Source organism: uncultured Leptotrichia sp., assembly GCF_938036635.1.
In the GTDB taxonomy this organism is placed as follows: domain Bacteria; phylum Fusobacteriota; class Fusobacteriia; order Fusobacteriales; family Leptotrichiaceae; genus Leptotrichia; species Leptotrichia hongkongensis.
On the sequence record NZ_CALHQO010000334.1, the window covers coordinates 1 to 3,892 of the forward strand.

The 3,892-nt window shown below is 30.2% G+C and carries 5 protein-coding genes, 1 tRNA gene, 1 pseudogene and 1 other annotated feature; all 7 genes and pseudogenes read left to right on the forward strand.

What is annotated here, in order from left to right; translation table 11 throughout:
- Nucleotides 1-422 precede the first annotated feature (422 nt).
- Nucleotides 423-572, forward strand: coding sequence for a 50S ribosomal protein L33 (rpmG, locus tag Q0370_RS06650; RefSeq protein WP_021745196.1), 150 nt, complete (start codon nucleotides 423-425; stop codon nucleotides 570-572).
- A gap of 16 nt (nucleotides 573-588) precedes the next feature.
- Nucleotides 589-664, forward strand: a tRNA-Trp gene (locus Q0370_RS06655).
- 132 nt (nucleotides 665-796) lie between these two features.
- The gene (gene secE / locus Q0370_RS06660; protein ID WP_299573724.1) at nucleotides 797-1,012 is read left to right on the forward strand and encodes a preprotein translocase subunit SecE; all 216 of its coding nucleotides are present in this window, start codon (nucleotides 797-799) and stop codon (nucleotides 1,010-1,012) included.
- A 1-nt stretch (nucleotide 1,013) separates the two neighbouring features.
- Nucleotides 1,014-1,640 carry a transcription termination/antitermination protein NusG gene (gene nusG, locus Q0370_RS06665; RefSeq protein ID WP_299573727.1) on the forward strand — a complete coding sequence of 209 codons (627 nt, stop codon included), beginning with the start codon at nucleotides 1,014-1,016 and terminating at the stop codon, nucleotides 1,638-1,640.
- A gap of 117 nt (nucleotides 1,641-1,757) precedes the next feature.
- Nucleotides 1,758-2,183 (forward strand): 50S ribosomal protein L11, encoded by a 426-nt coding sequence (rplK, locus tag Q0370_RS06670; RefSeq protein ID WP_021745199.1) that lies wholly within the window; start codon nucleotides 1,758-1,760, stop codon nucleotides 2,181-2,183.
- 114 nt (nucleotides 2,184-2,297) lie between these two features.
- Nucleotides 2,298-3,005, forward strand: a complete 708-nt coding sequence (rplA, locus tag Q0370_RS06675; protein ID WP_147004881.1) for a 50S ribosomal protein L1 — start codon at nucleotides 2,298-2,300, stop codon at nucleotides 3,003-3,005.
- A gap of 137 nt (nucleotides 3,006-3,142) precedes the next feature.
- Nucleotides 3,143-3,303: a sequence feature (ribosomal protein L10 leader region), on the forward strand.
- Nucleotides 3,304-3,315: 12 nt separating this feature from the next.
- Nucleotides 3,316-3,819 (forward strand): annotated as a pseudogene (gene rplJ / locus Q0370_RS06680) (50S ribosomal protein L10); the annotation flags it as partial.
- Nucleotides 3,820-3,892 lie beyond the last annotated feature (73 nt).

The following is a 3,892-nucleotide window of genomic DNA, read 5'->3' on the forward strand; positions in this document are numbered from 1 at the left end:
AATAAAATTTATTTTATTATAAATCAAAAAAATGAGATAGAAGTTTTAGGAACAACAGAAGAAGAATTGAATAGAAAAATTAAGAAAAAAATTAATTTTCATGATCCAAGATTTTATATGGTTCGTTTTGGTGGAATTATAATAGAAGATTAAATAAATTAAGTAAAGCAATTGTTAAACTTCTTAAAAAATGAATTTTATAAATTTATATAAGTACATAAAATGTAAATTAAGGAGTACTAAGGAATTAGAAATGTATAAGAAAGTTTTTTTATATATTTTTGTAACAAATGTTTGACATCTATACAATTTTAAGAAAAAAGTAAAGAAAATAGTATTGACAAAAAATACAGAGTATGGTATTATAAATGAGCTAGTTTATTCTGGTAATACCAATATTTTATTGGGAGGGATAGAAAACGATGAGAGTACAAGTTATTTTAGAATGCACTGAAACTAAGTTGAGACATTATGTTACAACTAAAAACAAAAAAACTCATCCTGAAAGATTAGAGTTAAGAAAATACAATCCAGTGCTTAAAAGACATTCTCTTTACAGAGAAGTTAAATAATCTCATAAAAGTAGATAGGTCAGTAGTTCAATTGGTAGAGCGTCGGTCTCCAAAACCGAAAGTTGCGGGTTCGATTCCTGCCTGGCCTGCCATTTTATTTTATGGGAATTTTTTTTTGAAAGTATCAATTTGATTAATATCATAAAGATTAATCAAGTGTTAAATGATTATACAGTCAGTGTTTAGGTTTTGTTTAAATTCCTAAATAATTCTAGGAGAAAATCATGAGTAAATTTAATTTAAAAGAAGTTTTGGGAAATTTACGTGAAGAATATAAAAAGATATATTGGCCTGATAAAATAGAAGTTTATCATGTAACTGTAATTGTGATTCTTATGACAGCATTTATAGCGATATATACACTACTTTTTGATACAGCATTTAATTTTGTGCTGGCAAAGATAAGTGATATTTTGAAAAATCTTATAGGAGGCGCGTAAAGTGACTGAAACAAAGGAAAAAATTGAAGATGAAATTGTATACGAAAAAAAATGGTATATAATTCATACGTATTCTGGCTATGAAAAAAAAGTAGCGGCAGATCTTGAAAAAAGAATAGAGTCGCTTGACTTGACAGATAGAGTTTTTAGAATTTTAGTTCCTGAAGAAGAGGTGCTAGAAGAAAAGCGTGGTAAACAAGTAAAAGTTTCAAGAAAACTTTTTCCAAGTTACGTAATGATAGAAATGCTTTCTGTTAGAGAAGAAAATGAGCTAGGATTAGGATATCGTGTTGACAGTGATGCTTGGTATGTTATAAGAAATACCAATGGAGTTACTGGATTTGTAGGAGTTGGAAGTGATCCGATACCGTTGTCTGATGAAGAAGCTTCAGATTTGCTTGCTAAAGTCGGTATTGATGTCGAAGGTGAAGAAAGAATACCAAGATTTGATATTAATTTTGAAGTTGGTGAAGTTGTTAACGTTAAAAGTGGTTCTTTTGATGGACAACAAGGAGAAATTTCTGAAATTGACTACGAACACGGTAAAGTAAAGGTTATGCTTGAAGTTTTAGGACGTTTAACGCCAGTAGAAGTAGAGCATACTGAAATAGAAAAAATAGACTATTAAAAGTCAAAAATAAAATTGAAAAACAAAAGTATTATTAAAGAATAATAATTAGCGAAATTTTAATTTGAAAGAAAAAGTGGGAGATTTAACAAATTCAATTACCACAAAGGAGGAAAAATGGCTAAAGAAGTAATCGGAAAGATTAAATTACAATTAGAAGCGGGGAAAGCGAATCCTGCTCCACCAGTAGGACCTGCATTAGGACAACATGGGGTAAATATTGCAGAATTTTGTAAAGCATTTAATGCTCAAACACAAGATAAAATGGGATTTGTAATTCCAGTAGAAATTACTGTTTATGCAGATAGAAGTTTTACTTTTGTTTTAAAAACTCCACCTGCATCAGATTTATTGAAAAAAGCGGCTAAAGTTCAAAAAGGTGCTGGAAACTCTTTAAAAGAAGTTGCTGGAACTATAACAAAAGCTCAATTACAAGAAATTGCAGAAACAAAAATGCCAGACTTAAATGCTGGATCAGTTGAAGCAGCTATGAATATTATTGCAGGAACTGCAAGAAGTATGGGAATCAAAATTTCTGAATAATAAAAAAGAAATTTTAATAACCGATAATATAATTCTATAATAAAAAAATTAAATGATTAGTAAAACAAGTGGGAGATTTAGTAAATTCAATTACCACAGAGGAGGAAATAATAAATGGCAAAAAGAGGAAAAAGATATAATAACATTTCTCAAAAAGTAGATAAAATGAAAGTTTACACACCAGAAGAAGCATTGGAATTAGTTTTTGAAACTAAAAGTGCTAAATTTGTGGAAACAGTAGAGTTGGCAATAAGATTGGGAGTAGATCCAAGACATGCTGATCAACAAGTAAGAGGTACAGTTTCATTGCCAAATGGTACAGGTAAAACTGTAAGAATTTTAGCTATCACAAGTGGAGAAAATATTGACAAAGCATTAGCTGCAGGAGCAGATTTTGCTGGAGATGATGAATACATTAACAAAATTCAAAATGGATGGTTAGATTTTGATTTAGTAATTGCTACACCTGATATGATGCCTAAATTAGGTAGATTAGGAAGAATCTTAGGAACTAAAGGATTAATGCCTAATCCTAAATCAGGAACAGTTACAACAAATGTTGAACAAACAGTTCAAGAGTTTAAAAAAGGAAAAGTTGCGTTTAAAGTTGATAAATTAGGATCAATTCACTTACCAATTGGAAAAGTTGACTTTACAAAAGAAGCTATCGTAGAAAACTTTAAAGTTGCTTTAGATCAAATTATTAAATTAAAACCAGCAGCTTCAAAAGGACAATATTTAAGAACAGTTGCAATCTCATTAACTATGGGACCTGGAATTAAAATTGATCCATTATTGGCTGGAGCATTTGTAGCTGAATAGTAAAAAATAATATTACCGAGTAGATTTTTTCTATTCGGTAATTTAGATAAATGTGTGATTTAAAAATAATTTTTTAAAAGATGCTTGCATTTTTTATAAAGTTATTGTATAATAATACATATTGATTTGTGACACATAAATCATATAAATAATAACCAAAGACAGTAGGTAGAATGAAAGTTCTTTAAACCCTACCGAGGTAAATATTATTACAAATAGATATTAGAATAATAGATATTTTTATAGTATGATACCTCTGGGCTTATTGTTTTTGTTTCAGAGGCTTTTTATTATAAGGAGGTGAAACAAATTGCCAGCACAAGCAAAATTAGAAGCAGTAAAAAGTTTAGTTGAAAAATTAAAAGAAGCTAAAGCGGTAGTATTTGTTGATTATAAAGGAATTAGTGTTAATGAAGATACTGAACTTCGTAAAACTGCAAGAGAAGCAGGAGTAGAATATTTCGTTGCTAAAAACAGATTGTTTAAAATAGCATTGAAAGAAGCGGGATTTGATACAAATGTTGATGATTTATTAGAAGGAACTACATCGTTCGCATTAGGATATGAAGATGGAGTTGCGCCATCTAAATTAATTTTTGATTTTGGGAAAAAATTAAAAGATAAATTATCAATTAAAGGTGGATTGCTAGAGTCTGGAAGAGTTGACGTGTCAACTGTTGAAGCATTGGCTAAATTACCATCAAGAGACGAATTACTTGGTCAAATTGCTTATGGATTATTGTCGCCAGTTAGAATGTTGGCTGTTGCATTAACAAATGTTGCAGAACAAAAAGGAACTGGAGCAGCGGCTGAAACTGCATCTTGTGTCCTATCTGCGCACGGCGCGTGCGCAGTCGGAATTGGAAAAGAACGGGTAGAATGGGAGG